The organism is Streptococcus sp. HMSC071H03 (assembly GCF_001813035.1).
GTDB classification, from domain to species: Bacteria; Bacillota; Bacilli; order Lactobacillales; family Streptococcaceae; genus Streptococcus; species Streptococcus anginosus.
The window spans coordinates 131,785-156,688 of the sequence record NZ_KV811155.1 but is presented as its reverse complement, the minus strand read 5'-3'; the positions used below and the strand labels follow the sequence as shown (position 1 = coordinate 156,688).

Sequence of the window (24,904 nt, the reverse complement as noted above, 5' to 3'; positions counted from 1 at the left end):
TTTTTTTGCTTTTACTTCTGGTTCCAACTTCACCTTGGTGAAAGGAGTCAGTAATTCAATTGCCATAGGCTGCTTCCTCTAAATTTCTTTTACCTTTACTGAAATTTTGCGGTTTTCTTTTTTGCTAGACTGCTTGTACAGAATTAAAGTGCGACCAATTTTTTGAACAGTATTCACACCGATTTCCTCTTCGAGAATTTCTGATACTTCATGGATGTTCTCATCTGTATTTTGCAGAAGAGTTACTTTAATCAATTCTCTAGCATCTAGAGCTTGACGAACACTCGTTTTAATCTGGTCGTTGAGACCGTTTTTGCCAATTTGAATGATTGGTTTGAGACTGTGAGCTTGACTATTTAAAAAAGCTCGTTGTTTGGATGTTAATGACATAGATTCCTCTTTTGTTTCTTATTTCGTTTATCTTCTCTTTATTTTTCTAACAGCCATTTCCTCTTAGATAATGGCTTTGCGGGTCACTACTGCCACTCCCTCTGGTGCCCAAACTGCAATCTGTGCTGGTCCTATCACACGAATCCAACCCAAGCCTGAAAAGACTACATCTGTTTTGGCTTCAATTTTCAACTCATGTTTAACTAGCTGAGGAAAATTTGATACTTCTTTTTTAGAAGGCGGTGTTAGCAAAGAGCCAACATGCTTTTCATAAAATTCTCCCGCTCCCGCAAGCTTGGTGCGGTGCAATTTGAGCTCATTGTCAAAATAAGCCGTAAAACCCTGTTTGTCACCCGACACAAAATCAAAGCGTCCCAAGCCCCCTAAAAAGAGGGTTTGTTCAGGATTAAGTTGGTAAGTTTTGGGCTTGATTTCCTTTTTCGGACTGATATATTTGAGATTTTTAGCAGACAGATAATGAGCCATTTGATGACGGTGGATAATCCCTGGTGTGTCGTAGATATGACTGCCGTCAGCCAGCGGAATTTCAATCTTATCCAGTGTAGTCCCTGGAAATCGTGAAGTCGTAATAACTTCCTTATCCCCGGTAATTTCCTGAATAATGGCATTGATAAGTGTGGACTTACCAACATTGGTCACGCCGACCACATAAACGTCTCGACCTTTTCGATATTGCTCAATCTTTTCAATCAATTCTTTAATCGCTTGCTTGTTTTGAGCTGAAGTCAAAACTACATCAACAGGGCGCAGTCCTTCCTCGTGAGCCCGCTCCGTCAGCCACTGTGTAACCTTGCTCGTCTTGACCGACTTGGGGAGAATATCTTTTTTGTTTCCGACCAACAGCACATCATTACCAGCCACAAAACGTGGCAAACCCGGAATCACTGAACCATTAAAATCAAAAATATCTACTACATTGACTACGAGAGCATTGCTGTCGCCGACTTCGTGGAGAAGTCTGAGAAAATCATCGTCTGTCAGTTGCACATCAGTAATTTCGTTGTAGTGGCGCAGACGAAAACAGCGCTGGCAATACAATTCGCCCGTCTCCAGTCCCTTTTCCAAAGCTGACTGAGGAGTATAGCCAAGCCTATCCTTATATTTTGTCTGAATCGGCGCTCCGCACCCAATACAAAGAATGTCTTCCATGTTTAAATTCCTTTTTTATACTCAATCGGTTCGTATTTTTCGGTGATTTTTTTCAACACACGACGCTCACGAGCTCGGTTAATCTGGGTCTTTAACGAATCATGCTCAACCAGTGGCTTGACCAAAATCGAACGAATTCCGGCTCTATGAGCAGCTCGAATATCCGTCATAAGCTGATCGCCCACCATGACCACTTCGTTTTTCTCAAAATGAAATTCTTTCAGTGCCCGATCAATCCCCCAAGTGAATGGTTTCATAGACCAACAGACATAATCAATCTCAAACTTTTCAACTGCTCGCTTCACTCGTTTTTTAGTGTTATTGGACACTACAATAATCCGAATTCCTGCATCGCGCACATCATGGAGCCACTGCTTCATTTCTGGCGTTCCGTCGGGATTGTTCCAAGCAATCAGAGTGTTATCCAAATCCACTAAAACAGCCTTGATGCCGTGTTTTTTTAAACTTTCAACTGTCAAATCATAAACTGCCTCAATCGCAAAATCAGGCATGTAGTTTTCAATTGCCACATTTTTCTCCAAACAATATACTTCTATTTATTGTAACATAAAAAAAAGGTTTTCGCACCCTAGACTTTTTCATTGATTTTATGTACAATTTGCCAAAAATTGTTTAAAAATGTTATAGTTAAAATAGAGAATTTGACACGGAGGACATTATGGCAAATACGAGCAAGAAAATGACTGCCGTTTCCCCTTTTTTACAAAAATTTATCAACTGGTCTTCTATTATCGGAGCAGTTGGAACGGTGATTTTCTGTATCTGGGCCTATTATGCTGGCATTTTACAATCCAAAGAAACCCTGTCCGCCTTTATTAAACAGGCTGGATTTTGGGGACCGCCACTCTTTATTTTCCTGCAAATCCTACAAACAGTTGTTCCTATTATTCCTGGAGCTTTGACTTCGGTTGCTGGTGTCTTCATTTATGGTCATATCATTGGTACCATTTATAATTATGTCGGTATCATCATCGGCTGTGCTATTATTTTTTATCTGGCGCGTACCTACGGTCCGGCTTTTGTCCAATCTGTCGTCAGCAAACGCACCTATGACAAATACATTGGCTGGCTGGATGAGGGTAATCGTTTTGAGCGTTTTTTCATCTTTATGATGATTTGGCCTATCAGTCCAGCAGACTTCCTCTGTATGCTGGCTGCCCTTACGAAAATGACTTTTAAAAAATATATGATAATTATTGTATTATGCAAACCAATCACACTGGTCATTTATACTTACGGTTTGACGTATATTATTGATTTCTTTTGGCAATTATTTTCAAAATAAAAGGCAGAGTGAAATAAACAGCTCTGTCTTTTTATAAGATCCCTTTTCTTTTTTCCAATATCAGATCTTTTATAGAAATCAAGGCGACCGCTGATAAAATCATAAACATACCAGCAAAATCTACGAGATAAAATTGCTCGTGCATAATGAGAAAGGCGAAAAACACAGCCGATATAGGCTCAACAGCCGCTAGAAGGCTAGATTTCACAGGCCCGACTAAACTGGTTCCTTTGAGAAACAGTGTATAGGCGAGGATTGTCCCCACTAAAATAATCCCCGCTAAAGCCAGATATACTTTCATTGACAACTGCCAATGAAAACGCAAAATACCGCTAAATGGCGTTAAGACAATGCCTGCTAGCATCATGCCCACTCCAATCACCGGAATACTGCCCCATGTCTTTATCAGCTGAATCGGAATAAGAATATATAAAGCGTAAGTGAAGGCTGCAAACAATCCCCAGAACAATCCTGCTGGCGTGACAGATAATTGATTAAGCTGTCCGTGGGTAGCAATCAAAAAGGTTCCACCAGCCGCTAATATCATAGATAACACCTCTGTCACAGTAGGGGCAACACGGTCTTTGATACAAGTGTAAGCAAGGATTCCAACCGGACAGACATATTGTAAAACAGTAGCCGTTCCTGCATTGCTTTCGTAAATAGACTTTAAATAAGCAAATTGATTGAGCAACAATCCTAACAAAGCAAACAATGCTAAAGACATTATTGCTTTTCGGTCTTTTATCATTTCAATCAATTTTCTACGATTAGCTAGCACCATATACAATACCAACAAAGCCCCTGCGATTAGAAGTCGGACATTTGTTAAAACTAAAACCGGAAATCCATGCGCCATCAAGTATTGTCCGCTCGTCCCAGACAAGCCCCATGCAATTCCCGCTATTAACGTTAAAATGGTTCCTTTGGTTATTTTTGACATAGCTTACTCCCAAACTTTTCCATTCTATGATTATAGCACAAAAAATCAGCCGAAACGACTGATTTTTTAGATTTTACAACTTCGCCAATTCCTCATTAAGCAGTTTTTGAGCTACTTGTGGATTGGCTTGACCTTTGGTAGCTTTCATGAGCTGACCAATCAGGGATTTGGCTGCATTTTTGTTACCACCCTTGTAGTCGTTGATGGCTTTTTCATTGTTAGCAAAAACGTCCTGAATGATTGGCAATAGCTGCGCTGGATCAGAAATCTGCACCAAGCCAGCTTTTTCAACGTATTCCTTGGCTGAACCACCATTTTTCGCCAAATGAACAAAGACTTTTTTGGCAATTTTAGAGGAAATCGTACCGTCTGCCACCAAACTCAACATTTCAGTCAAGTTGACTGGTGTCAAATCGATTTCTTCAATGGTTTTACCTTCCGCATTGAGGTACTGAGCGACCTCACCTTGGAGCCAGTTTGACACAGATTTTGCGTCTCCGCCCGCTGTCACTGCAGCTTCAAAGAAATCTGAGATGTTCTTCGTTGCTGTTAATTGCTTGGCATCATAGTCTGACAATCCAAAATCTGCCTTGTACTTAGCCCGACGTTCTTTTGGAAAGGCTGGTAAATCTGAACGCACCGCCTCAATCCAGCTGTCATCAATCTCAAAGTTTGGTAAATCTGGCTCTGGGAAATAACGATAATCAGCTGAACCTTCCTTGACCCGCATCAAAAGAGTTTCGCCCGTTGCTTCATCGTAACGGCGAGTTTCTTGACGAATCTGACCACCGCTACGCAAAATCTCAGCCTGACGTTTTTCCTCAAAAGCCAAGCCCTTACGAACAAAATTGAAGGAATTAAGATTTTTTAGTTCTGTCTTGGTTCCAAACTCTTCTTGACCATAAGGACGAATAGAAATATTGGCATCCACGCGCATGGAGCCTTCTTCCATTTTGACGTCAGAAATACCCGTATACTGGATAATTTCTTTGAGCGCTGTTAAGTAAGCGTAAGCTTCTTCTGGACTGCGCATGTCAGCTTCTGAGACAATCTCGATCAAAGGCACCCCTTGACGATTAAGGTCAACATAAGAATAACCATCGCTGCCATGAGTGTTCTTGCCAGCGTCCTCTTCCAAATGAGCCCGCTCAATGCGAATTTTCTTAGTCGTCCCGTCTTCCAGTTCGATTTCAATCCAGCCATTATAACCAATTGGCTCGTCAAATTGAGAGATTTGGTAAGCTTTCGGATTGTCTGGATAGAAATAATTCTTGCGATCAAAGTGCATCTTTTGATGAATATCCATATTGAGTGCCAGAGCAGCCTTAATACCGTAATCAATAACTCCCTTGTTCATCACCGGCAGGACACCTGGGAAAGACCAGTCAATGATATTGGTGTTGGTATTTGGATCTTCCCCGAAATGAGCCGGTGCTGGTGAGAAAATTTTTGAATTTGTTTTTAATTCAACGTGGACTTCCAGTCCAATAATCGTTTCAAAGTTCATTATTTTTCACCTCCAAAAATGACTGGTTTTTGCTTGTGGTAGTCTGTCGTTGCTTCAAAAGCTGCTGCTACTTGGTAAATCGTTTCTTCATCAAAATGATTTCCAATTAATTGCAGACCAACTGGCAGGCCATCCGCAAATCCTGCTGGAATAGAAATACCAGGCAGGCCCGCCAGATTGACAGGAATGGTCAAAAGGTCAGCCAAATACATAGCTACTGGATCGTGACTTTGAGTTCCTAAGTCGTAAGCAACCGTCGGCGCAGTTGGTCCTAAAATCAAGTCATACTTTTCAAATACTTTGGCAAAATCTTGCATAATGAGCGTCCGAACTTGACCCGCCTTTTTGAAATAAGCATCATAATAACCAGACGATAGACTAAACGTTCCTAGCATGATTCGACGCTTCACTTCCTCACCAAAACCTTGACTGCGAGATTTGACATAGACGTCCTCTAAGTTTTCAATCTCTTCTGCCCGATAGCCGTAGCGAATCCCGTCAAAACGTTGCAAGTTGGAACTGGCTTCAGAAGAAGCGATGATATAGTAAACTGCAACACCGTACTTGCTGTGGGGCAGGCTGACTTCTTCAACAATCGCTCCCAGGCTTTCCAGATGCTTGGCAGCCGCTAAAATGCGTTTCTTAACTTTTTCATCAATCCCGTCACCCATATATTCTTTCGGAAGAGCAATTTTTATCCCTTTAATATCTTGACCAATCTTGCTAGTGAAATCAGGAACAGTTCGTTGAGAAGAGGTTGAGTCTTTTTTATCATTTCCTGCAATTACGCCCAAAAGCTGAGCATTTTCTTTAACCGTCCGAGAAAAAGGTCCAATTTGATCCAACGAGCTCCCAAAAGCAATGAGTCCAAAACGAGAAACACGCCCATAAGTTGGCTTCAGTCCGACCACTCCATTAAAGGAAGCTGGCTGACGGATCGAACCACCGGTATCAGAACCTAGAGACAGGCGAACTTGACCAGAAGCAACTGCTGTCGCTGAACCACCAGATGAACCACCGGGAACTTTTGTAGCGTCCCAAGCATTTTTCGTAGTCTTAAAATAAGAATTTTCACTGGAGCCACCCATGGCAAATTCATCCATATTGGTCTTACCAATGACAATCATATCTTTCTCATGGAGTTTTTCTACACTGGTTGCATCAAAAATTGGTTTATAATTGTAAAGAATTTTTGACGCAGCTGTCGTTAAAATCCCCTTAGTAGAAATATTGTCCTTAACAGCCAGTGGAATCCCGCTCATAAAATTATCTGCATCAATTCCCTTCGCGTCTACTGCTGCTGCTTGCGCCAATGCTTCTTCTTCACTAATCGTAATAAAGCTATCAACGGAACTTTCTCGACTCTTAATATCTTCCAGAGTAGCTTTCGTCAGCTCAACTGCGGAAAGTTCCTTTTTGACAAGGAGATTATGCAATTCTTCAATTGTTTTTTGGTTCAAAGTCATTAGGCATCTCCTCCGTCATCTAGAATAGCAGGCACTTTGATATAGCCTCGCTCCTTTTCAGGAACATTTTGGAAAAGTTCTTCTCGATTCCAACCTGCAACTGCTACATCTTCACGCATATAGTTGACATTTTCTGCAACATTTGATGTAAAAGGCACACCAGTCGTATCAACTTCATTTAACAACTCCACCATGTCCACAATTTTTGACAAAGTTGTCGCAAATTCTGCTGTTTCTTCAGGTGAAAAAGCTAGTTTTGACAAGTGGGCAACATGCGTTACTTCCTCTTGAGTAATTTTCATCTCTGTTTCCTTTCTCTTCTTTTATTTTTCAGCATAGCCGAAAAACAATCATCTTCTTATTTTATCACAAATAGGCTTAGTTCTTCAATTCCAAATGAAGTTCTTTCACCTGACCCGCATCCACTTGGCTGGGACTTTCTAGCATAGGATCAAAACCAGTTCCATTTTTAGGAAAGGCAATGACCTGACGGATATTTTCTTCACCAGCTAAAATCATGACCAGTCGATCCAAGCCCAGCGCTAGACCCCCATGCGGCGGAAAACCATAATCAAGCGCTTCTAAGAAAAATCCAAAGTCACGCTCATAATCTTCTTTTTCCATGCCCAAGAGTTCAAACATGGCTTCTTGACTCTTTCGATCATGAATCCGTAAACTACCGCCTCCAATTTCATAGCCATTAAGGACAATATCGTAGGCATGGCTTTTGATTGAAGCTAAATCTTCTTGCTCATTTTCAAAAATTCCTTGGGTGAACGGGTGGTGCATAGCTTGATAGCGCCCCTGCTCCTCATTCCACTCTAACAAAGGCCAATCTAATACCCAAAGGAAATCCAGTCGACTCTGATTGATTAAATCTAATTGTTTGGCAATCTCCAATCGCAAGTGCCCCAAGGCTTCTTGAGCTTGTCTTTTCTTGGCAATGACCAGTAAAAGCAAATCACCACCTTGCGCTTCAAATCGGTCTATGAAAGCAGCTGCTTCTGCCTCAAAAGTCGAAGCCAAATCCCCTTGAAGTTCACCTGCTTCCACCTTAAGACCAGTAAACCTACTAGCTCCAAATTCTTTCATTTCTTGATAGAAATGACTGAGCTGCTTCTTCGTGAAAGAATCCGCAGAATTTGGAACACAAATGCCCCATAATTCTTCATGACGAGCAAAAGCCTGCTTCAGCAAAAGAGAGGGATTATCCTGACAGAGATTGGTCAAATTTTTTAATTCCAAACCAAATCGCGTATCCGGCTTATCTGTACCAAAGCGGTTCATGGCTTCCTCATAACTGATAGTCGGAAAAGCTTCTGTCAGCTCCAAACCATGAGTTTTCTTAACAACCGCTTTGAGCATCTCTTCTACAAGCATGCGAATGTCTTTTTCACTAGCAAAGCTCATTTCCATATCGACCTGAGTAAATTCAGGCTGACGGTCTCCCCGTAGATCCTCATCTCGAAAGCAGCGAACAACTTGATAATAACGTTCCAGACCAGCTCCCATTAAAAGTTGCTTCAACATTTGCGGACTTTGAGGTAAAGCATAAAATTGATTTTTAAAAACTCGACTAGGAACCAAAAAATCTCTGGCTCCTTCTGGTGTGGATTTCGTCAAATAAGGTGTCTCCACTTCCAGAAAATCCTTACCGTTCAAGTAGTCACGAATTGTGCTGGTTACTTGGTGACGAAGTTTGAGGTTTTCTGTCATCTTACCCCGACGCAAATCCAGATAGCGGTACTTCTGCCGCAACTCTTCTCCTGTATGAGCGTGCTGATCAAGTTCAAAAGGAAGAGGCTTACTGCTTGCAAGGATTTGAATTTTCTCTGCTCGCAACTCGACTTGCCCTGACTTGATTGCTTTGTTGACAAAGCGGGCTTCTCGCTTGACAACTTCTCCTGTAACAGAAATCACATCTTCTTTATGTAGATGTTCAATTTCAGTAAAAGCCGGACTATCACCTGCGACAAAAACTTGAAGCAGTCCTTCTCGGTCTCGTAGCTCTATAAAAGCCAATTTCCCATGATTTCGGATATTTGCAACCCACCCGGTCGCTGTCATTTTCTGACCAACTTGTTCCAAACCGTAGTTTCCAATAAAAACTTCTTTCATATTCTCTACCTCTTTCTAAATTCATTTTCAAATTAACCATTTGCCGCAAATTACTTATAGAAATCTACGCCCGTAGCTCTAGATACTAAAAGTAGGAAGCATTTTTTGTTTACAGCTTTTGTCCAACTGACAAAATTGCATCCGCTTCTCTAAGTACTAAGAATTATAAGGAACATCGACCTTACTGCCTAATCTATATCCACGGCTATAAACGCTAAAGCATTAAGAACTATGGAAAAACGGCTTCCGTCTGTATAAACAGACGAAAGCCGTGGTACCACTGTTATTCGTTGCATTGCAACCTCTAGCTCGTAACGTGAGCAGACGTTTGCGCTTTGATTCACACAAATTTCTTGCAATGATATAATAGTTTTAGACAATATCATCCTTTACCATAAATAGCATAGAAAAAACCATTATATCATTGACAGTATGTTCTTCGGATTTTGCTTCCTTGGTGCTGCTCTCAGCTTTCAGCACTCTCTGTTCAAGTCAACAAGCCTACTCTACTGCTTTTTTACTTTTAAATTGTTATCTATTATAGTCGAACCTAAAACATTTTGCAAGTGGTTTAGTGCAAATTTATGATTTTCCTCCGAAAGAGAAGCTACAGCAGACTCTACCACCTCAATTTGATACCCTAAATTATAGGCATCAATAGCTGTGTGGAGAACGCAAATATCCGTCAGAACACCAGTCAAAATCACCGTTTCAACTTTTCTTTCTCGCAGACGAATATCCAAATCTGTTCCCGAAAAAGCTGAATAATGCCGTTTATCCATCCAAAAGACGCGAGAATCTGCTTTATGCTCCTGATAAAAATCCGCCAACGGTCCATAAAGGTTACGTCCACTAGTGCCTTTGATGTTATGTGGTGGAAAGAGTTTACTTTCCGGGTGGAAAGTATCTCCTTCATCATGGGCATCAATGGCAAAAAAGATATAATCTCCTCGCTCAAAAGCTGCCTCGGTCACTTGGGCAATAGCTTCAGAAATTGCCTGAGCTGGAGCTCCAGCTGTCAACTTGCCATCATCTGCCACAAAATCCACCGTATAATCAATCGAAATCAATGCTTTTGTCATCAGTAATCTCTCTTTTTAATCTCTTCAAAGACATCGGGAATAAGGACTTTAAGATAGGTTCCTTTCATTCCCAAAGAACGACTTTCAATAATGCCTGCACTCTCTAGTTTACGCAGAGCATTGACAATCACCGAGCGAGTAATACCAATACGATCCGCAATGACCGATGCTGTCAATTGACCTTCATTACCGTTTAATTCACCTAAAATAGCTGAAACAGCTCGTAATTCTGAATAAGACAAAGTATTTACAGCCATGGTTACAGCTGTTCTGCGACGAATATTTTTTTCATCTTCTTCTCGTTGGAAGTTGAGCAACTGAATACCAACCACTGTACTTGCAATTTCAACCAAAATCAAATCATCATCATCAAATTCTTTATCATTGCGCCAAACAATCAAAGTTCCTAAGCGAATCCCTGAAACATGGATAGGTGAAATTGTCGTCAAGCCATCTGGAAATTCATCTTTGGTTTCGACTGGAAAAATTGACAAATCATGATTGATAGGAAGATTGGCTTCTGTGTCATACATTAAATTCGCTGTGCGAACATATTCTTCTGGGAAGATTTTCGTTTGATAAAATGCTTCCACACGGTCATTGTTCGTCTTGTAGCGCATGAAATACCCCAAAAGACGCCCTTTACTGTTTACAATGCAGGCATTGCAATCCATAATTTCAGCTAACTGCTGGGTAATTGCATTGTAAGGTAATTCATCCTGTAATCGCTCATCTGAACGACGCAAAATAGATGTAATTTTTCGTGTTTTTGCTAATAAGTTTGCCATAATTTACCTCGCATATAATCTTATTGATTATACCATAAAGCGCTTTAATCTTCAACAATTATCTGAAAATTGTTTATTGAGATACAATTGTGTGCAATTAGTCTTGCTAAGTTTAGTACTCTTTTATTTAAGTAGCAAAAAAGCAACCTTTCGGCTGCTCTTCATCATCTACGATATTGCCTTAAGAAACGAGTCATTTTCTCTTGAATTTGTGCCAATTCATCTACACGAGGCAGATAAACAATACGAAAATGATCTGGGTCTTTCCAGTTAAAACCTCGTCCATGCACCAGTAAAATCTTTTCTTGCTTTAAGAAATCCAGCACGAATTGCTCATCGTCATCTACTCGATACATTTCCCTATCAATTTTAGGAAAAATATAAAGCCCCGCTTTAGGTTTTACTGCAGATAGACCTGGAATTTCATTGATAGCTTTATAAATAAAATTCCGTTGCTCATAAATCCGTCCGCCAGGAAGCAGCAATTCATCAACTGATTGATAACCTCCAAGCGACGTTTGTACCACATGCTGAGATAAGACATTTGAACACAACCGCATATTGGATAGCATATTCAGCCCTTCAATATAATCTTTCACGTGATATTTAGGACCAGATAGCACCATCCACCCTACACGAAAACCCGCGATACGGTGCGATTTAGACAAACCGTTCATACTAACACAGAAAAGATCAGGAGCTAAACTTGCGATAGCTATATGCTTTTCACCGTCCATTACTAAACGATCATAAATCTCATCTGCAAAAATAATCAAGTTGTTTTGCCGCGCAACTTCAACAAGCTCTTCCAACACCTCTTTTGGATACAAAGCTCCTGTCGGATTGTTTGGGTTGATAACGACAATAGCCTTTGTATTAGAGGTAATTTTTGATTTGATATCATCAATATCCGGATACCAATCTGCCGCTTCATCACAAAGATAATGAACTGCATTTCCTCCCGCTAAACTGACCGCTGCGGTCCAGAGTGGATAGTCCGGCATCGGAACCAATACCTCATCGCCATTATCCAGCAAACCTTGCATAGACATGACAATCAACTCGCTGACTCCATTTCCAAGGTAGACATCATCAATATCAACATTAGGAATATTTTTCAATTGACAATATTGCATAATAGCTTTCCGAGCAGAAAAAATCCCTTTCGAGTCCGAATATCCCTCGCTATCACGCGCATTCATAATCAAGTCATGAATCACCTCATCTGGCGCTGTAAAACCAAACTCAGCTGGGTTTCCTGTGTTCAACCGAAGGATTTTCTCACCATTTGCACGCATCCGCATAGCTTCTTCTAAGACGGGGCCCCGAATATCATAAGCCACATGTTCTAATTTTGTTGATTTATTAAATTCTTTCATCGAATTTTTCCTCATTTCAAAAGGGTCAATTTATTATAACGCAATTTTTCTAAAAAATCTAAAAAACTTCTTGTAAAGCCTGCATGAAAATGCTTTACTTTTTTCATGTAAAGGGTTACAATATAACTAAAGAAAGAATGGAGGTATTCCTATGCTACAAAGATATCAAAACATTATGGTCGCTGTTGACGGTTCTCACGAAGCTGAGCTTGCTTTTGAAAAGGGCGTAAATGTGGCGCTGAGAAATAATTCACGCCTAACGATTGCCCATGTAATTGATACACGTGCCTTGCAAAGCGTTTCTACATTTGATGCAGAAGTCTATGAAGAATTACAAGAAGACGCAAAAAAACTCATGGATCAATATGCTGAAAAAGCCAAAGAAGCCGGCGTGGCAAATGTTGTCACAATTGTTGAAATGGGAAATCCAAAAACCCTTCTTGCAACAGATATTCCAGAAGAACAAAAAGTTGACCTCATCATGGTTGGTGCTACTGGGCTTAACGCCTTTGAACGGTTACTGGTTGGCTCTTCATCTGAATACATCTTGCGTCACGCAAAAGTTGACTTGCTTGTTGTCCGTGATAAAGAAAAAACATTATAATACAAAGATAAAGAGAGATTGGCATAAACCAGTCTCTCCTCTTTTTTATTCTTCATTTTTTTCACAATTTCGTTGATAGGCTTGAATTTGACGTTCAAGCTCTTTTTTGATAGCAGGTTCCGGTGCATAATTTTTTTCCCAATCATCTGGTTTTAAAATTTTATGAGTAACTGGGTCAAAGTGCGCTTTGCCATCTGGGAAGAGTTTACCCATATTGGCTCGGTGGACAATCTCAAACAAGTATTCCGGATCCACTCCCATTAACACAAAACTGCCATAGGTAAAATACAACATATCAATCAGTGCATCTACTTGCCCAACGAGAGACATCTCTGCTTTGCTCTTCTTTTTGACTTTTTCAGCAGCTTTGTTCACAGCTTCGTGCAAAGATTGAACAGACTGCTCAAAGACCTCTTCAGAAGGACTGGCTGCTCGTAAAAATTCCACTAGTTCTTCTACCTTGAAGCCTGCACGGTGACGAGCACCTTCTGGTGTCCACAGAATGGGTTCTTCCTGTGTGCATTCGTCCATTGTCCCATGAAATTCTTTGACCTTATTAAAATGGTGGTCACTACTGATAAAGACTTTTTCACTCGCTAAAATGCCAAAGTGTTCCAAAGCTTTATGAATCCCGTCCTGACTATTGCTGCTGGTCGTGTGTTTTGCAACTTCTTTCACTCGACTGGTTCCATTTCCCATGGCAATAGACATACCAACGCCCGCTAACATCTCAACATCATTATCAGAATCACCAAAAGCCATGACTTGATTGATGTCAAAACCGTATTCTTTTCCGACCAGCTTAATTCCTTCTAACTTTGACATTCCTTGATTGACGATATCAGCTGCGAAAGGACTGCTACGAGTAAACTTTAAATCTGGAAAATCCGCTTCGATAGCTTGTGTTTCTTTTGGTGTTGCCAGCATCAGTACTTGATAAATCGGCTCTTGAATGGATTTCAATAAATCATCCTGCTGTTGAGGAAGTGCCTTGCTAACCACATTGTTGAAACTTTTATTTACCAAGTATGCCATCTTCTTCGGAACAAAACGACTGGTCCATTGAGAAAACTTGCTCATGCCAAAGCTCATGATTTTAGAGCCAATCACTCCTGATTTTGTTCCAAACGAGATTTCTATTTTATGCTGGCGAGCATACTGAATCAGGTGACGCAAACTGGTTTTATCAATTGGCTTCGCAGAAATGACTTTATCTTTTGAAAAAATATATTGTCCATTATAGGTTACTGCAAAGTCCAAATCCAACTGCTCCATAAAAGATTGGACAAAAAATGGACCCCGACCTGTCGCTAAACCAACTAAAATACCTTGCTGTTTTAAACTATGAATTGCTTGTTCTGTGGATTTCAAGACCGTTCGACTATCATTTACTAACGTCCCATCAATATCAAAAAAGACTGCTTTAATTTCCATTCATTTCTCATCTCTTTCTTTTATGATACAATAATTATAGCATAGATTCAGGAGAAGCTCACTTATGACCAAAAGAATTCTAGTTTTACATACTGGCGGTACTATTTCCATGCAGGCGGATACTACTGGAAAAGTCATCACAAACGAACACAATCCCATGAACCATGTTGCAGTTCCTCTAGAAGGCATTCAAGTGACGGCTCTGGATGTTTTCAATATTCCTAGCCCTCATATAACACCGCAGCACATGCTACAATTGTATCAAAAAACCAAGACAGACGGGAAACATTTTGACGGGGTTGTCATTACTCATGGAACGGACACTCTGGAAGAAACAGCTTATTTTTTGGATACCATGGAACTTCCAGATATCCCTGTCGTCTTGACCGGTGCCATGCGAAGCTCCAACGAACTAGGAAGTGACGGAGTCTACAATTACTTATCTGCACTTCGTGTAGCAAGTGATGACAAAGCACGCGGAAAAGGCGTTCTGGTGGTTATGAATGATGAAATCCATGCTGCCAAATACGTGACCAAAACGCATACAACCAATGTCAGCACTTTTCAAACGCCAACTCATGGACCACTCGGATTGATTATGAAGCAAGAAATCCTCTATTTCAAAACAGCTGAACCACGCGTTCGTTTTCATTTAGATAAAATTTCTGGGTTAGTACCGATTATCCCAGCCTATGCTGGAATGAAAACTGAACTGCTTGATATGCTAGACTTGGAAAAGATAAACGGTCTCATCGTTGAAGCCTTTGGTGCTGGGAATCTTCCACAAGAAGTTGCCCAAAAGCTCAGTCACATGACTGCTTTCGGTCTTCCAATTGCACTTGTATCACGTTGCTTTAACGGGATTGCAGAGCCAGTTTATGCTTATGAAGGGGGCGGCGTGAAGTTACACGAATCAGGCATTATGTTTGTCAAAGAACTCAATGCACCTAAAGCTCGTATCAAACTCTTGATTGCTCTGAATGCTGGGCTGCGAGGACAAGCCTTAAGAAACTATATTGAAGGTTAATTTTACATAGATAAGAAGCTCCGATATTTCGAAGCTTCTTAGGATATTTTATGTTTAGGAGATTTATGAAAAAAAGTTTTTAGCTCTTTTGTTTTTAGTTATTTGCCATATATTTCTGATTCCTTTCCTGATTTTTTGAATGTTTTGTTATAATGTACTTTAATGTTTACTGTCATTGGACTTACCTCTTTCTTTTTGATGAATTTAGTATAGCCCGAAAAACTTAAAGCAGGCTTATAGATTTCTTTCAGAAAACTTAATTTAAAAAACTTCATCCAAATGGTGAAGTTTTTTGGTTTATATATGATGATAAACTAAAATCAATCCAAATAATCTTGTTTTTCCAAATGAAGCGCCACAATATGCCAGCCTGCATTCGTTCGCCAATCAGGAGTGGACACAATTTGACTGGCGACTTTTCTGGCCTCCTCTAAAATTGGATAATCCTCTACAATATCTGCCACCTGAAATTCCGGCAAACCGGACTGACGAGTGCCGAAGATTTCACCAGAACCACGCATTTTCAAATCTTCCTCAGCCAAGACGAAACCGTTAGTCGTTTCCGTCATGATTTTCATACGTTTCTTGCCGGATTCTGTCTTAGGATTAGCCACGAGAACCGCATAAGACTGTTTATCTCCACGTCCTACTCGACCACGTAACTGATGAAGCTGGCTGAGCCCAAATCGGTCCGCATCCATGATTAGCATGACCGTAGCATTGGGGACATTGACACCGACTTCAATAACAGTCGTGGAAACCAGAATGTCAATTTTTCCTTTCTTAAAATCCTGCATAATAGTATCTTTTTCTTCGCTCTTCATTTTACCATGTAGCAGAGCTACTTGTGCTTTGTCACCGAAATAAGCCTTTAATTCCTCTTCCAAAGCAATAGCATTTTTCAGATCCAGCGCTTCCGACTCCTCAATCAAAGGAGAGATGACATAGACCTGAGCACCTCGTTGCAGCTCTTTCTCCAACCAATTGAGAACCACATTCAGCTGCTCGTGCTTGACCCAGCGAGTGATAATCGGCTTACGCCCCGCTGGCATTTGATCAATAACCGACACATCCATATCGCCAAAGGCAGTGATCGCAAGTGTCCTCGGAATCGGTGTTGCAGTCATCATGAGCACATCAGGATTATTTCCTTTTTCCCGCAAAATTCGTCTCTGTCCCACTCCAAAGCGGTGCTGTTCATCAATAATCACCAGACCAAGCTGATGATATGTCACACTTTCTTGAATCAAAGCATGAGTACCGACAATCATTTCTACCTGACCAGCCTCAATCGCTTCTAGTGCTTGTCTGCGTTCTGTCGGCTTCATTCCTCCTGTCAACAGAATTATCCGCAGTTCAGGAAAAAGTTGGCTCAAGCTATCAAAGTGCTGCTCTGCCAAGATTTCCGTTGGCACCATGAGAGCAGACTGCAAACCAGCTGTATAAGTAGCATACATAGCTAAACCTGCAACCACTGTCTTTCCGCTGCCGACATCTCCTTGCAACAGTCGATTCATGTGAGTGGGCGCTTGCATATCCTGTAAAATCTCGTTTAGACTGCGCTCTTGAGCAGCCGTTAACTCAAAAGGTAGAGTAGCTTTTTTCTTTTCTAGCAAATCTGCCCGCCAAGGAATAATTAAGCCCTGACTAACATCTTTTGTTTCATGTTTGAGAACTTGCAATTGCATTTGAAAGTAAAAAAGCTCTTCAAACTTGATCCGACGCAAAGCTTGTTTGTACTCTGTTAAGTTTTTTGGAAAATGCATGGCTCGCACAGCCTGATTCCGTCCTAGCAACTGATAGCGTTCTAACAACACTTGGGGCAAATTTTCCTCCAAGAGCAATTCCAACCCCTGGTCAAAGGCTGTCTTAATGACCTTGACCAAACTGGCTTGACTAATCCCTTGAGCTACTCGATAAACTGGCTGCAAATCATCTTCTACTTGCGCCAGAATTTTCATCCCAGTCAAACTAGCCTTTGCCTTATCCCATTTGCCGAAAATAGCAATGGTTGAGCCAACCTCTACCTTGTCTGCTAGATAAGGTTGGTTAAAGAAGTTGATTGCAAGTACCACTTCATCCTGTTTTATGGTAAAACGCAGGCGATTGCGCTTATAGCCATAATATTGCACATTAGCTGGCGTAACGACAACTCCTGAAACAACTGCCTTTTCACCATCTTCCAGTTCTATCACATTCTTACTTTTAAAATCTTCATAGCGAAATGGAAAATAGAGCAGCAAATCCTGCAGGCTTTCAATTCCCAGCTTACTGAACTTTTCAGCAGATTTCGGTCCCACACCCGGCAGAACCGTTAAAGGTTGGTGTAAATTCATAATTCCTCTTTCAGTTCTGTTTCTCAAGAATTTATAAAAGCAGACTAAAACAGACACCCTCCAATAACTCTTTGGGTTGTTTCCGACTGCTTTTACATTTTAGCTCATTCTTTGTAAACTCTAGGAACACGGTCACTAATTAAGCAAACCACCTCATAGTTAATTGTTCCCCGTTTTTCTGCCACATCTGTTGCAGAAATAGCCTCATTTCCACTTTCACCGATAAGGACAACTGGCGTTCCAATAGGATAAGACCGAGGTAAACGAACAGTAATCTGATCCATAGACACGCGCCCAACAATGGGACAAGGCTGTCCATCAATCAAAACATTAAAGCCTTGCATATCTCGCGTCCAACCGTCTGCATAGCCCAGTGGAATCGTTCCAATATACTGTAGACTATCACTTGTATAAGTAGCTCCGTACCCCACATCTGCTCCTGCTTCTAATTGCTTGACATGAACCAATTCCGAAACTAGAGAAAGAGCCGGCTTCATGTCATAAGGAAGCTGCAAGGTACGACCGCTAGGATTGAGACCATAGATAATATCACCCAGACGCACCGCATTCATCACAGTCTCTGCATGCCAAAGAGTCGTTGCAGAATTACTAGCGTGAACAATCGGTGGAACGGTTTCTAATTGCCCTAAAATTTCTTTAAAACGTGCCAGCTGTGCTTCAAATTTATGCGTATCTGCTTCATCAGCTGTCGCAAAATGGGTGAAAATCCCTTCTACCTGAGCGCCTGCTTGCGTCAAGCGATGAATAGCTTCTTGAGCTTCTTGACTATCTCGAAAACCAATCCGCCCCATTCCAGAATCAATTTTTATATGAACAATCAGTCCAGCTACATCTATATTTGATTGCAAGAGTAAATCTAGCCATTCCAAACTAGCTACCGTACAGGTCACTTTGCGCTCAATTGCCAATGAAATGGCAGAAACATCTGACACTCCTAATACCAGAATTTTTTTTGAAATACCAGCCTCTCTCAACTCTACAGCTTCATCAATATTAGAAACACAAAAACCATCCACAATTGACTCAATAGATTGCGTAACAGCAACTGCACCGTGACCATAGGCATCGGCCTTGACAACAGCCCATTTTTCTACATTGTCTGGAATATGCGCTGTAATTTGTTTAATATTAAAGCGGATAGCAGCTAAATCAACAATAACCTTAGTAGGTCGATGATTACTCGTTTTCATGATGTTCCTCCAAAATAACACTAGCTGTAACAATATTACCTGCATGGCTGAGCGACACCCAGACCTTGCCAGAAAAAGGCGACTTAGTAAAAATAGGCGCTCCCTTTTCGTTGTTTAAAATTTCTAAATCCTGAAAAGTGACACAACCAATTCCAGTCCCCCATGCTTTAGAAAAAGCCTCTTTAGCAGACCAACGTCCTGCCAAATATTCCATTTTTCGCCTACCAGAAAGTTCTTCAAACCGTGCAAATTCTGCAACAGTCAAAACTTTCTTGGCGAAGCGAGCATTTTTTTCATAAACTTTTTGAATAGAAGAAATTTCTTCTATATCAATTCCGTGTCCTTTAATCATCTTTTTAAAAAGAGGCTGGGACAAATGTTCCAGACTCATTACTTTCTAAAATAAAACTCAATGCGCTGATGTTATCAGATTTTAGAGATTCACTCTCAACCTTTTTATTTTTCGTTTTTAGATAGGGTAGTATAAATTTCCTTGACTAATCTGACTGTATTATCCCAACCCAAACAAGGGTCTGTGATGGATTTTCCAAACACTTCAGGCTCATTTTGACGGCCATCTTCTAAGTAAGACTCAATCATAAAGCCGCGTACAACTTTTTTGATTTTCTCATTCCAATCACGGTTAATTAAAGTTTGACGGACAATCCGCACCTGCTCTAAATACTGCTTACCAGAGTTATCATGATTGGTATCGATGATGATGAAAGGATTTTCCAAACTCATTTTTTCATATTGGTCAATCGTATCCAGCAAATTATCATAGTAATAGTTTGGAATGTTTTTTCCATACTCGTCAAGCCCACCACGCAGAATAGCGTGTGCCAAAGGATTTCCTGAAGTTTCTACTTCCTTACCAGCAAACAAGAAACTTTGCTTGTTTTGCGCTGCGTAAATCCCGTTAAACATGACATTGAGATTGCCAGACGTAGGATTTTTCAAACCGGTCGCAACATCAGCCCCACTAGCGACAAAACGGTGTTGCTGATCTTCCACAGAACGCGCTCCAACAGCCATGTAAGAAATCAAATCATCTACCAACGGAAGATTTTCTGGATAGAGCATTTCATCAGCTGTCGTCATTCCCGTCTCCGTAATGACACGATAATGTAAATTCCGAACAGCCTTAATCCCATTAATTAAGCTTGGAGCAGCCTTAGCATTCGGTTGATGAATCAATCCTTTATAACCATCGCCATTGGTGCGAGGCTTAGCTGTATACACGCGCATAACCATGAAAATACGGTCTTTCACCTCTTCTTGGAGGGCAGATAGGCGCTTTGCATATTCTAGGACAGCCGCTTCATTATCAGAAGAACACGGACCAATGACCAACAGAATGCGGTCATCTTCTCCACGGATAATGGCATTTAACTCACGATCTCGTGCCTTTTTTTTAGCTAAAGCCTCTCCTTCTAACTTTGATAAATTACGAACCTTTGCTACATCAATTGGCTCGCTAGTTGCCTTAAATGTCATAATCTCCCCCTCTTTACACTACTTATCTGTGGCGTCCATGACAATTTTTAAATTTCTTACCAGAACCACATGGACACAAGTCATTGCGCTTCACTTTTGTCAAATCGATATCGCTCGGTAAGCCAGATTGTTGTGCTGAAATATTGCGTGTCGCTGTTGTGCTGATATGATGCTCCGTACGTGGACGTTCTTGCTCGTGAATTTGAGCCTTCATCATCAAACGCGTCACATCAAATTCGATCGAACCAATCATATCATTAAACATACGGAAACTTTCAGCTTGATATTCAACGACTGGGTTATTTTGAGCATAACCACGAAGTCCAACTGCGTTCCGAAGTTGATCCAAAGCATCAATGTGATCAGTCCATTTGCTATCCACGACGCGCAAAATTAGAACTTTTTGGAATTCTCTGACGGAATCCTCATCGCGAAGTTTCGCCACTTGACTATCGTAAACCTCCAAGGCACGTTTGTATAAATCAGCCTTGATATCTTCATCAGACAAGCCTTCTAAATCTGCGATTTCAATAGATTCTTCTGGAACAAGATTGTATTTTGCAAAATTAACAATTGCTTCTAATTTTTCATCTTGTTCTGCACGACTGTTGCCATCCACAAAACGGTTGATTGTTCGCTTCATCATGGCATGAATTTCCGGTGCCAAATCACGATCAGCCGTAATGACATCATAACGCTGCGCATAGATAATTTCACGTTGCTCCCGCATAACATCATCATATTGAAGGACTTGTTTACGTGTATCATAGTTGTTCCCTTCAACACGCTTTTGAGCTCCTTCTACTTGACGCGTCAGCATACGAGATTTGATGACAGACTCTTCTTCGCTAAGGTTCATGCGATCCAAAACAGCTTTAATCCGTTCCGATCCAAAGCGACGCATAAGTTCATCTTCAAGTGATAGGTAGAATTGTGATTCACCAGGATCTCCTTGACGACCTGAACGACCACGAAGCTGATTATCAATACGACGGCTTTCATGTCGTTCTGTACCAATAACGCAAAGTCCACCAAGTTCACGAACCCCTTCACCAAGCTTAATATCTGTACCACGACCAGCCATATTGGTTGCAATCGTTACCGCGCCACGTTGCCCGGCATTCATGATGATTTGCGCTTCTTTATAGTGATTCTTCGCATTCAATACTTCATGCGGAATGCCAGCTTCTACTAGTTTCTTAGAAATATAATCACTTGTTTCAACTGCGACTGTTCCTACAAGAACAGGTTGTCCTTTTTCATGACGAGCTTTCACGTCCTCAACAACCGCTTTAAATTTAGACTCAATACTTGGATAAAGAAGATCTGGATGGTCAATACGAGCTACTGGACGATTTGTCGGAATCGGAACGACCCGAATATTATAGGTTTCGCGGAATTCTTCCTCTTCTGTCTTAGCTGTCCCTGTCATTCCTGACAATTTCTTGTACATACGGAATAGATTTTGATAAGTGATAGAAGCCGAAGTCTTCGTTTCATCCTGAATTGGCACACCTTCTTTGGCTTCAATTGCTTGGTGAAGTCCGTCTGAATACCGGCGACCTTCCATTGTACGGCCTGTAAATTGGTCCACAATCAAAATTTCTTGCTCTTCACTCACCACATAGTCAATATCTAACAGCATGATATAGTTTGCACGAAGGGCATTGTCAATAAAGTGAGTTAGTGCTACATTTTCAATATCATACAAATTTTCTAACTTGAAGTAGCTTTCTGCTTTATCAATCCCAGAGTCAGAAAGTCCAATGGTTTTAGACTGCACATCAATGATGTAGTCATCTTTATTAAGAGACTTCACAAAACTATCTGCCATGTGATAAAGTTGGTTCGTATCAGACGAAGTTGGTCCTGACACAATCAAAGGCGTACGAGCTTCGTCAATCAAAATGGAGTCCACCTCATCGACCAAAGCGTAGTTTAGCGGACGCTGCACCATGTTTTCAGCACGCACCACCATATTATCACGCAAATAGTCAAAACCAATCTCTGCATTGGTTGAATACGTGATATCACATTCATAGGCTTCTTTTTTCTCTGCGGATGACTTTGCAGCAAGGTTGATACCAACAGAAAGCCCCAACCAAGAGTACAGTTCCCCCATTTCCGTTGCGTCACGCTCTGTCAGATATTCATTTACTGTGACAACGTGAACCCCTTCTCCAGACAAGGCGTTCAGATAAACTGGCATGGTTGCTGTCAGGGTTTTTCCTTCCCCTGTACGCATTTCTGGCACATCTCCATGGTGTAAGACAATCCCACCCATAATCTGTACTGGGTAAGGGAAAAGTCCTAACACACGCTTTGCACCTTCACGAACAACCGCAAAAGCTTCATAAAGCAAGTCATCTAATGACTCGCCATTTTGATACCGTTGCTTAAATTCATCCGTCTTTGCTTTCAAAGCTTCATCTGACAAAGCAGCCATTTCATCTTCATACGCCATGACTTTCTTTGCCATTTTTTCTAATCTTCTTAATTCACCTTTATCATTTTCGATAATTGTTCTTAAAATATTCGCCATTTCTTTCCTTACTTGTAATAATTCTTATTTTAAAATGTTCTTTTCATTATAGCATTTTTCACTATATCTTTCAAGAAAATAAAAGGATAAAAACGGCAGTTCCATTCAAAACTGCCGTTTTATGTTCTTACTCTTTTAGGTGATAAGAATAGCTGGCTACAACGACATTTTCATGCCATCTGAGGAAATATTTCAATTTCAAGCTCATTTGATTGTGTAGCATGTTTTGCCAACTATGATTTGGAATGAACTGTGGCACTAATACCGTTACGGTATAACATTTCTTCTGCGCACCACGAGCGATTTTTGTTACATACTGTACGGTTGGTCTGATGATATTACGGTAGCTTGTTTCCACATTTACAAATTGAATATCCGGAAAATATTGTTTAAATTCACTGGCTACTTCTTCATCTTTTTCTTGTGTTTCTTTGGTAGATACATGCATGGCAATCACCTCATCACCAATGCTACGCGCATAATTCATCGCACCGACACTAACACGCGTGACATTTCCAACAAGCACCAAAACCAGATTTCCTGCATAGTCTACGCGTTCAATTTCTTCATTCAAACGCAGCTGTTTCGCCACTTTATTGTAATGATTTTTAATACTCAAGAAAATCCATAATAAAACGATGATAATCGGAAAGAATGGCCAAATATCTCGCAAACGAAAAAGTAGCAAAATCGCTACAATGGTGTAACAAATAGCAGCGCCTAAAATATTTGCTACTGAATATTTCAAGAAATGTTTTCCATACTGCTTGCGCCAATGCACGACCATTCCCGTTTGAGAAAGAGCAAAAGGCACAAATACACCAATGGTATAAAGTGGAATGAGCCGTTCAGTATTCCCATTAAAAATTAGCAAAAGAAGAATAGCACCGATAGCTAAAGTCAGAATCCCATTTGAATAACCAAGGCGTGCTCCTTTTTCCATATACATGTGTGGCATATATTTATTTTTTGCCATATTGTAGGATAACATGGGAAAGGCCGAAAAGCCTGTATTAGCCGCTACAGCAAGGATGAGAGCTGTTGATAATTGGAAAATATAAAATAGAAGTCGTCCAACAGGTGAATTTCCCAAAATAGCTTGCGCCATTTGAGCGAGCGTTGTAACGCCTTTTACCGGAACAATGCCAATCCAGTAGTTTAAAAAAGTAATACCAGCAAACATGAAACCTAAAATGGCTGCCATAATTGCCAAGGTTTTCGCTGCATTTTCAGCTTTGGGTGTTTTGAAAAATGGTACAGAATTTGAAATAGCTTCCACACCTGTCAGAGAAGCCGAACCACTCGTAAATGCACGAAGCAGAAGAACCAAACTGACACCTGAAATAGATTTTCCAATCGGAGCTGTTGCATGGTAGGATAAATTCCCCAGTAATAATTGCAATAAACCAAAGCCAATTAAGAAAACAGTACTTGCGATGAACAAATAAACTGGAATCATCAGCGAAACCGCCGATTCCCGCAAACCACGTAAATTCATTAACATTAAAATCAGCACTAAAACAATCGAAATGTGCAAATTGTACGGATGCAAAGCAGGAATTGCTGACGTAATCGCATCCGCTCCAGAAGAAACAGATACCGCTACTGTCAGCATATAATCAACTAGCAAACTACCACCTGAAACTAGACCAGCTTTTGGTGAAAGATTTTCCGTTGTAACCATATAAGCCCCACCGCCTTGTGGGTAAGCATGAATCACCTGACGATATGAAATGGTTAAACTGGCCAGCAAAATCAGCACCACAATACCAATTGGTAACGACCACCAAATTGCGCCAGCAGATACGGATACCAAAACCAAAACAACTTGTTCAGGACCGTAGGCAATCGAAGATAGAGCATCGCTTGACAACATAGCCAGAGCTTGCAGTTTTGTTAATAAGTTCCCTTCTTCTCCCTCATCGCTTGATTTCAAAGGTCGACCAATAAAAATATTCTTCAACTTGGAAAACATCTTTTTCTCCTAAATTTTTCAATATCAGCCATTATAACGCTTTTTTGAAATACTATCAACGTTTTCTGAAAATGACATCATTTTTTAATATAACTGACAATTCCTGCAAAAATATAAGGATTATACATT

At 40.7% G+C, this 24,904-nt stretch carries 21 protein-coding genes; 3 read left to right on the top strand and 18 right to left on the bottom strand.

Annotated elements, in window-relative coordinates; translation table 11 throughout:
- Positions 1–78 precede the first annotated feature (78 nt).
- The 3 genes from yhbY to HMPREF2887_RS03590 form a co-directional block, all read right to left on the bottom strand.
- Positions 79–390 (bottom strand): ribosome assembly RNA-binding protein YhbY, encoded by a 312-nt coding sequence (yhbY, locus tag HMPREF2887_RS03600; RefSeq protein ID WP_003026106.1) that lies wholly within the window; start codon positions 388–390, stop codon positions 79–81.
- A gap of 63 nt (positions 391–453) precedes the next feature.
- On the bottom strand, positions 454–1,560 hold the full coding sequence (gene yqeH, locus HMPREF2887_RS03595; protein WP_021001999.1) for a ribosome biogenesis GTPase YqeH: 1,107 nt from the start codon (positions 1,558–1,560) through the stop codon (positions 454–456).
- A gap of 2 nt (positions 1,561–1,562) precedes the next feature.
- Entirely contained in the window at positions 1,563–2,090 is a 528-nt protein-coding gene (locus HMPREF2887_RS03590) for a YqeG family HAD IIIA-type phosphatase (RefSeq protein ID WP_003031000.1), read from the bottom strand.
- Positions 2,091–2,239: 149 nt separating this feature from the next.
- Between HMPREF2887_RS03590 and HMPREF2887_RS03585 the strand changes: the two genes are divergently transcribed.
- Positions 2,240–2,866 carry a TVP38/TMEM64 family protein gene (locus HMPREF2887_RS03585; RefSeq protein ID WP_021002000.1) on the top strand — a complete coding sequence of 209 codons (627 nt, stop codon included), beginning with the start codon at positions 2,240–2,242 and terminating at the stop codon, positions 2,864–2,866.
- Between the two features lie 31 nt (positions 2,867–2,897).
- Here HMPREF2887_RS03585 and HMPREF2887_RS03580 read toward each other — a convergent pair whose 3' ends face one another.
- The 8 genes from HMPREF2887_RS03580 to HMPREF2887_RS03545 form a co-directional block, all read right to left on the bottom strand.
- Positions 2,898–3,809 (bottom strand): DMT family transporter, encoded by a 912-nt coding sequence (locus HMPREF2887_RS03580; protein ID WP_084740548.1) that lies wholly within the window; start codon positions 3,807–3,809, stop codon positions 2,898–2,900.
- Positions 3,810–3,882: 73 nt separating this feature from the next.
- Positions 3,883–5,316: an Asp-tRNA(Asn)/Glu-tRNA(Gln) amidotransferase subunit GatB gene (gene gatB, locus HMPREF2887_RS03575; protein WP_021002002.1), complete on the bottom strand. Its 1,434-nt coding sequence runs from the start codon at positions 5,314–5,316 to the stop codon at positions 3,883–3,885.
- Positions 5,316–6,782, bottom strand: a complete 1,467-nt coding sequence (gene gatA / locus HMPREF2887_RS03570) for an Asp-tRNA(Asn)/Glu-tRNA(Gln) amidotransferase subunit GatA (RefSeq protein ID WP_021002003.1) — start codon at positions 6,780–6,782, stop codon at positions 5,316–5,318. Before gatA ends, gatB begins: the two co-directional genes overlap by 1 nt.
- Positions 6,782–7,084, bottom strand: coding sequence for an Asp-tRNA(Asn)/Glu-tRNA(Gln) amidotransferase subunit GatC (gatC, locus tag HMPREF2887_RS03565; protein WP_003026120.1), 303 nt, complete (start codon positions 7,082–7,084; stop codon positions 6,782–6,784). The genes gatA and gatC overlap by 1 nt, the downstream gene beginning before the upstream one ends.
- Positions 7,085–7,160: 76 nt before the next feature.
- Entirely contained in the window at positions 7,161–8,900 is a 1,740-nt protein-coding gene (gene aspS / locus HMPREF2887_RS03560; RefSeq protein ID WP_021002004.1) for an aspartate--tRNA ligase, read from the bottom strand.
- Between the two features lie 506 nt (positions 8,901–9,406).
- Positions 9,407–9,982 carry a cysteine hydrolase family protein gene (locus tag HMPREF2887_RS03555; RefSeq protein WP_057489801.1) on the bottom strand — a complete coding sequence of 192 codons (576 nt, stop codon included), beginning with the start codon at positions 9,980–9,982 and terminating at the stop codon, positions 9,407–9,409.
- Complete coding sequence (gene codY, locus HMPREF2887_RS03550) at positions 9,982–10,770, bottom strand: GTP-sensing pleiotropic transcriptional regulator CodY (protein ID WP_003026125.1); 789 nt, start codon at positions 10,768–10,770, stop codon at positions 9,982–9,984. The genes HMPREF2887_RS03555 and codY overlap by 1 nt, the downstream gene beginning before the upstream one ends.
- 164 nt (positions 10,771–10,934) lie before the next feature.
- Complete coding sequence (locus HMPREF2887_RS03545) at positions 10,935–12,149, bottom strand: pyridoxal phosphate-dependent aminotransferase (protein WP_021002006.1); 1,215 nt, start codon at positions 12,147–12,149, stop codon at positions 10,935–10,937.
- A 151-nt stretch (positions 12,150–12,300) separates the two neighbouring features.
- Here HMPREF2887_RS03545 and HMPREF2887_RS03540 point away from each other — a divergent pair, with 151 nt between their 5' ends.
- A complete protein-coding gene (locus tag HMPREF2887_RS03540) occupies positions 12,301–12,753 on the top strand; it encodes a universal stress protein (protein WP_020999785.1) in 453 nt (150 codons plus the stop codon).
- Positions 12,754–12,798: 45 nt separating this feature from the next.
- Here HMPREF2887_RS03540 and HMPREF2887_RS03535 read toward each other — a convergent pair whose 3' ends face one another.
- On the bottom strand, positions 12,799–14,187 hold the full coding sequence (locus HMPREF2887_RS03535; RefSeq protein ID WP_021002007.1) for a Cof-type HAD-IIB family hydrolase: 1,389 nt from the start codon (positions 14,185–14,187) through the stop codon (positions 12,799–12,801).
- Positions 14,188–14,251: 64 nt separating this feature from the next.
- Between HMPREF2887_RS03535 and HMPREF2887_RS03530 the strand changes: the two genes are divergently transcribed.
- The gene (locus HMPREF2887_RS03530) at positions 14,252–15,214 is read left to right on the top strand and encodes an asparaginase (protein WP_021002008.1); all 963 of its coding nucleotides are present in this window, start codon (positions 14,252–14,254) and stop codon (positions 15,212–15,214) included.
- A 320-nt stretch (positions 15,215–15,534) separates the two neighbouring features.
- Here the strand turns inward: HMPREF2887_RS03530 and recG are convergent, their stop codons facing one another.
- The 6 genes from recG to HMPREF2887_RS03500 form a co-directional block, all read right to left on the bottom strand.
- Positions 15,535–17,550 (bottom strand): ATP-dependent DNA helicase RecG, encoded by a 2,016-nt coding sequence (gene recG / locus HMPREF2887_RS03525; protein WP_021002009.1) that lies wholly within the window; start codon positions 17,548–17,550, stop codon positions 15,535–15,537.
- Positions 17,551–17,654: 104 nt separating this feature from the next.
- Positions 17,655–18,761: an alanine racemase gene (gene alr / locus HMPREF2887_RS03520; protein WP_084740545.1), complete on the bottom strand. Its 1,107-nt coding sequence runs from the start codon at positions 18,759–18,761 to the stop codon at positions 17,655–17,657.
- On the bottom strand, positions 18,748–19,113 hold the full coding sequence (gene acpS / locus HMPREF2887_RS03515; protein WP_003026132.1) for a holo-ACP synthase: 366 nt from the start codon (positions 19,111–19,113) through the stop codon (positions 18,748–18,750). Before acpS ends, alr begins: the two co-directional genes overlap by 14 nt.
- A gap of 104 nt (positions 19,114–19,217) precedes the next feature.
- Complete coding sequence (locus HMPREF2887_RS03510; protein WP_021002012.1) at positions 19,218–20,258, bottom strand: 3-deoxy-7-phosphoheptulonate synthase; 1,041 nt, start codon at positions 20,256–20,258, stop codon at positions 19,218–19,220.
- Positions 20,259–20,280: 22 nt separating this feature from the next.
- Positions 20,281–22,800, bottom strand: a complete 2,520-nt coding sequence (gene secA, locus HMPREF2887_RS03505; protein ID WP_084740542.1) for a preprotein translocase subunit SecA — start codon at positions 22,798–22,800, stop codon at positions 20,281–20,283.
- A 127-nt stretch (positions 22,801–22,927) separates the two neighbouring features.
- Positions 22,928–24,775, bottom strand: a complete 1,848-nt coding sequence (locus HMPREF2887_RS03500) for an APC family permease (protein WP_084740539.1) — start codon at positions 24,773–24,775, stop codon at positions 22,928–22,930.
- Positions 24,776–24,904: the final 129 nt, after the last annotated feature.